The organism is Thermosynechococcus sp. M3746_W2019_013 (assembly GCF_015296045.1).
Classification (GTDB): Bacteria; Cyanobacteriota; Cyanobacteriia; order Thermosynechococcales; family Thermosynechococcaceae; genus Thermosynechococcus.
Genome location: NZ_DVDW01000036.1, coordinates 1 through 5,053, shown reverse-complemented (window position 1 = coordinate 5,053; position 5,053 = coordinate 1). Strand labels below are relative to the sequence as shown.

Annotated in this window: 6 protein-coding genes; 1 reads left to right on the top strand and 5 read right to left on the bottom strand. The window is 50.8% G+C overall.

Annotation, left to right across the window (positions count from 1 at the left end; all coding sequences use genetic code 11):
- Window positions 1-104: 104 nt before the first annotated feature.
- On the top strand, window positions 105-803 hold the full coding sequence (locus tag IGQ16_RS07290) for a DUF1997 domain-containing protein (protein WP_024124968.1): 699 nt from the start codon (window positions 105-107) through the stop codon (window positions 801-803).
- Here the strand turns inward: IGQ16_RS07290 and IGQ16_RS07285 are convergent.
- From IGQ16_RS07285 to IGQ16_RS07265, 5 genes are all read right to left on the bottom strand, one after another.
- Window positions 748-1,368, bottom strand: coding sequence for a bifunctional 4-hydroxy-2-oxoglutarate aldolase/2-dehydro-3-deoxy-phosphogluconate aldolase (locus tag IGQ16_RS07285; RefSeq protein WP_024124967.1), 621 nt, complete (start codon window positions 1,366-1,368; stop codon window positions 748-750). The two genes, IGQ16_RS07290 and IGQ16_RS07285, sit on opposite strands and share 56 nt — an antisense overlap.
- 303 nt (window positions 1,369-1,671) lie before the next feature.
- Window positions 1,672-2,292, bottom strand: coding sequence for a hypothetical protein (locus IGQ16_RS07280; protein WP_297060821.1), 621 nt, complete (start codon window positions 2,290-2,292; stop codon window positions 1,672-1,674).
- A 112-nt stretch (window positions 2,293-2,404) separates the two neighbouring features.
- Window positions 2,405-3,802, bottom strand: a complete 1,398-nt coding sequence (locus IGQ16_RS07275; protein WP_297060819.1) for an ATP-binding protein — start codon at window positions 3,800-3,802, stop codon at window positions 2,405-2,407.
- 11 nt (window positions 3,803-3,813) lie between these two features.
- Complete coding sequence (gene rppA / locus IGQ16_RS07270) at window positions 3,814-4,488, bottom strand: two-component system response regulator RppA (RefSeq protein WP_297060816.1); 675 nt, start codon at window positions 4,486-4,488, stop codon at window positions 3,814-3,816.
- Window positions 4,489-4,594: 106 nt separating this feature from the next.
- The coding region (locus IGQ16_RS07265; protein ID WP_297060813.1) for a hypothetical protein at window positions 4,595-5,053 on the bottom strand (459 nt) is incomplete at its 5' end.

Below are 5,053 nucleotides of genomic sequence, written 5' to 3'. Positions count from 1 at the left end.
TAAACCAACCGTTGGACAGAGATGACATTTCCAAGGCTCCCCGCACTAGCGATCGCCCCCAGCAGTATGTCAGGATCAAAATCACCAAATGCTGATGTAATGCTATGACGGACGCCCAGTACGGGACGAACCTACCCCCTTTTATTTTTCACAACCAATTCCAAGGCTGGATGGAAGTCTATGCTCCAGTGTTACGCTATGAAACCTACCTCAACAACCATCAAGACTGGTTCCATCGTTGTGCCCACCCCATGAAAGTAGAGCCGGTGGGCAAGCATGGCTACATTCTCACCATTGGTCGCTACGGTTCCCATGGCTATGAAGTGGAACCTAAAATTGGACTGCATCTGCTACCCCAAGAGCAGGGGGTCTATCGCATTGAAACAATTCCGGTGCCCGAACAGCCGTTTTTGAACTATGAGGTGAATTTTCAAGCGGCTATGGCCTTGGTACCGATGCGAGCCACACCTGAAACCGACAGGGACCTGTTAGCCTTGAACATCCTTGACTACACCCGGGTGAATTGGGAATTGGATTTGCGGGTGAAAATGTACTTTCCGCGGTTTATCTACCGTCTGCCCCATGGTCTGATTCAGGGGACCGGTAACCGCGTCTTGGCTCAAATTGTCCGCCAAGTGTCCTACCGCCTAACTGCCAAAGTCCAAGACGACTTCCACAAAACCATTGGCTTGGACATGGGCAAACGCTGGCGACGCAAACGTTTCCATGCTGAGCGGGTGCGCACCCTTACCCCTGCCCCAGCGCCTGATACGCCTGATGAGCCCGAGCCACCTGCTGTTTGAGTCTCGTCAGATCTGTACCCAGTTGGCTGCCCATAGCGATGGCGATCGCTCCGGCACGCCAGAGGGGCACCACATCTTCCCAACCAATGCCTCCACAGGGGATTAAGGGAATCTCAGCAAACAAGGGTCGCAAGGCCTGTAGATAGCTCGCACCCCCCACTGCTAAGATTGGAAAAACCTTCACTGCCGTTGCTCCAGATTGCCAAGCATAGAGAACTTCCGTGGGCGTCAATGCACCCAAAATCAGAGGACAGTTGGCATCCTTGGCAAGGGGCACCACCTCTATGGCTGTATGGGGGGTCACTAAAAATTGGGCACCCGCCGCGATCGCCTCCTCCACCATGGGTGGCGTTTGTAGGCTGGCGGCTCCGATTGTGCAGTGAGGATAGTCTTGACGCAGTTGTTGTAGCACGATGGGGGCATCTGGAATTGTCCAAGTCACCTCCAAAGAGGTAAAACCGGCTTGCAGATAGACCTGAGCACGGGCGATCGCTTGGAGCGGATCAGGTGCGCGCACCACAGCAATCAAGGGCAAAGGCTGCAAGAACTGTAACTGCGCTAACATACTCCCCTGCCCTAAAGAGGGCGAAATTTGGTTACGGGTTCAGTGACCTTGCCGACCATTGCAGGTTCCCTCCAAATCCTAAGGAAGATGGCTTGACCAAGAACTTGGTACCTACCTTACCGTGATGCTCCCATATCCCCTGAAGGGGATGGGTACTCTTGTGCCGCTCTATAAACCGGGGGCTAGCCCCCAGAGTAAAACATTAAACCCAGTTTTTGGGTAATTTAGGGAGAGGGGCTGAGCAATGGGGTAAAACCCTAGGGGCAAGATGACACTTACCCCTACCACTAATCTAATCAAGCTTTAAAAGCCTAGCTCGGCTCGCATCAGGTGGCGGGCTGCTTTCAGGAGTTGAACAGCAGCGCGATTCGTAGCCAAGTAGGCAATGTTCCCGTTTGTTTGTGGGGGTGTAGTTGCACTGAGGGTGGCTGGTTGAGCGAGCTGGCGGCCCCGGTTGTACAGGTCGCGGATTGTGCTGTTAGTACCCCTATAGTAGGCCATTTCTGCTTCGGTGCGACTTAACTCACGACTGACAACGAAGGGAGCATCGTAGTAGCTCCGGGAAAGAAAAGCTTGCCCCGTGCGAGCTTCGGCAAGGTTACGAGCAGCTTCATAAACTCGTGCAGCTGCCTTAGCTGTTTCCCTGGCGGCGAAGTAGTTATTACTTTGCTGCTGCTGGCGCGCCGTGGCCAACAGACGATCGCCCAAACTGAGGAGCGTCGTATCGGCACCGCCGATGCCTTTGGCTCGTGTGCCTTCATATTCCGCTTTTGAAAGATCGCGAAATGCTTTTTCTGCTTCGCGCGCCATTATGGGTGGCCCATCCCAACCCGGACGGGCAAGACTAGGGGGGGCGATCGCCAGGGGGATCGCTAGGGCCGTAAGGGTGGCAACCATCAGAGGTTGTAGTCGTTGAATCTGCATGTTTTATCCTCCGTTCAACTGGTAGAAGTCATAGCTCAGGGGTGTTTAATCCTGGTGTTTTCCCCAGAACACCTTGAGGATAACCAACAAAAATGACACAAGTATGACAACTTCAGTTAGAGGCCAGGGGTAGGCTAATGCTAAAGGTTGAGCCTTGATCCTCTTGGCTGGCAACAGCGACCCTTCCTCGATGGAGATCCACAATTTGGCGGACAATTGCCAATCCTAGTCCTGAACCGTGGATACCCCGCTGCCGCACCCGTTCATCGCGGTAGAAATAATCAAAAATGTGGGGCAGTGCCGTGGCACTAATGCCCATGCCGGTATCCCTGACCTCAATCACAGCAAAACGCTCTGCAACTTCCAGGCGCAGGGTAATTGTTCCACCCGCCGGCGTATAGCGATGGGCATTATGGAGCAAATTAAGAATCGCTTGTTTAATCAGGTCGCGATCGCCCCTAACCACTGCAGAGATTGAGGCTAGTTCAAGGTGGAACCCATGATTTGCTGTGCAGGTTTCTTGCCATTCTTGGGCAATTTGTTCCAGTAATGTTACTAATTCAAAAGATGTTGTAAAATTAGGAGATGACGCTCCTTCATAGCGGGCGAGAAACAATAAGTCATTGACTAGTTGCCCCATGAACTTGGCTAATGTTGCTATTTTTTCTAGCCGAAGTTGGCATTGCTCTGGGGCTTCTTGCGCCAGCAGGAGTCCCACTTGGGCATGGCTTAAGATAGCAGCAATGGGTGCCCGCAATTCATGGGACGCATTGGCCGTAAAGCGAGCCAAGCGATCGCACGCAGCCTCCAGGCGGCGTCCCCGTCGATCCAGTTCCTGATGAAGCTGTTGAAACCAAGATATGGCTAGGCCACTACTTCCTAGTCCAACAACAACCGCCACAACAATAACAAAGCTATTCATTCGCCGCAATGTTTCTAAGCGTTGCTGGCGTTCGAGCAAAAGCCGTTCTTCTTCCATCAAAAATGCATCAATCGCTGCATGGGCGCGATCCATCGCTTGTTCTGCCTGCTCCAGTTGCTGAGCAACGTAGTAGCGTTGGGTTGCATCCTCTGAGAATGGATTGAGCTGAAGCGCAACATGTTTTGCTAGAATATCAAAGACCTTTGTGACTAGGGATTTGAGCTGCTGAAAGTGTGCCAGTTGTGTAGGATTATCCCTGATTAGGTTCTCTAGGTTTTCTAGGGTCAAGGGTAGCTCAGCAACAGCACTATGATAGGGCTCCAAAAAACCCGGCTGACGAGTCAGTTGATAGCCCTGTACACCCGTTTTGGCATTAATGAGGAGATTTAATAGTTCACGTCCTTCAATTTTCACCCGTTGTGTGTGATGCACCCAGCGCTCATAACTAGCAATACTGGCGCTGAACCACATCAGGACCCCCACGGTACCCAAAAGACAACAAACTGGCAGCGCAATGATCACTATCCCCCGCCGCGTGGGGGGCAGTTGCTGCCATCTCTGGGCTGCTAGCTGGAGTTCCTTCAGCATTTGATGATTCTTTAGGAATTGGCCTGCAGGCGGTAGCCCATGCCGTAAATTGTCTCTAGCCAATCGGCACATCCCACTTCCTCAAGACGTAGGCGCAACCGCCGAATTTGAGTACTCACTGCATTGCTTTCTGGTTGGTTATCCCACTCCCAAAGATTTAGCTCTAATTGTTCACGAGTGATCACTTGGCCTGGATGACGCAGGAAAAATTCTAAAAACTGGTATTCCCGTCTTGAGAGTAAGAGGGTGCGATCGCCCCGCTTTAACTTCATCGAGGGTAGATCAAGGACTAAATCTTGTAAATGCAGTTGATCTCCCAGCCATTGGGGCGATCGCCGACCAAGGGCACGCACTCGTGCCAACAATTCCATGACATCCACCGGTTTAATCAGATAGTCATCGGCGCCTGCATCGAGCCCCATCACCTTATCGGCAGTGGTGTCCTTGGCAGTAAGCAACAGAATTGGCGTGTTCTTTCCCTGTTGGCGGCACTGGGTACACAGCTCAACGCCACTCACCTTAGGCAACATCCAGTCCAAAATCAACAGGTCATAGGTTTTCTCCTGAATCAACCATTGAGCGGTTTCTCCCTCTTGCACTCCATCTACCAAATGCCCCTTATGGGAGAGTGCAGTACTCAATGGCTCCAGTTGCTCAGGATCATCTTCTACAAATAGAATCCGCATAAAATTAACAGTGGCTGAGTTTCTCTAAGAGAAAAACACTTTAAGCCATCTTTATTCAATCACCGATAAGCCTACAGCATGCCTCAGTCTCCAAACACCGAGAAAGCTACTGCCTCACATTATCAGCATTTAGCTCAAGGTTGACGCAGTTTCCATCATCATTAAAATCAGTAGATTCCTTTTCGTTAATTTCATCTACTGTAAGTCGTGTGACTGGGTCAACAGAGGTTTCTCGGCCATTGATAAGGACAAGACGAGACTTCGATTTACTTTCCTGATTCTCCTCTTTAGCTTGCTCAATATTACGAGAACAACTGATCTTTGTTGTTCCTGTCGCTACCGTAGCGCTACCTCCTATTTCTACTTTCGTTTCAGAAGCAACCTGGCTATTACTGGGGAGCTGCCTACCACCAATATTCAATCCACTGGTTGTAACACTATCACTACCAACAGTACTAGCTACTGTACCAATCGCAACTGAATTCAAGCCACTATAGAGTAGACTACCATTTATATTAGCAGCAAAAACTGCTGTTATCACGGGTGCATTATTCAGGTCAAAGGT

Excerpts from the sequence above, each read along its gene's own strand:
- IGQ16_RS07280 (WP_297060821.1), bottom strand. The coding sequence starts at position 2,292 with ATGCAGATTCAACGACTACAACCTCTGATGGTTGCCACCCTTACGGCC.
- IGQ16_RS07285 (WP_024124967.1), bottom strand. The coding sequence starts at position 1,368 with ATGTTAGCGCAGTTACAGTTCTTGCAGCCTTTGCCCTTGATTGCTGTG.
- rppA (WP_297060816.1), bottom strand. The coding sequence starts at position 4,488 with ATGCGGATTCTATTTGTAGAAGATGATCCTGAGCAACTGGAGCCATTG.
- IGQ16_RS07275 (WP_297060819.1), bottom strand. The coding sequence starts at position 3,802 with ATGCTGAAGGAACTCCAGCTAGCAGCCCAGAGATGGCAGCAACTGCCC.
- IGQ16_RS07290 (WP_024124968.1), top strand. The coding sequence starts at position 105 with ATGACGGACGCCCAGTACGGGACGAACCTACCCCCTTTTATTTTTCAC.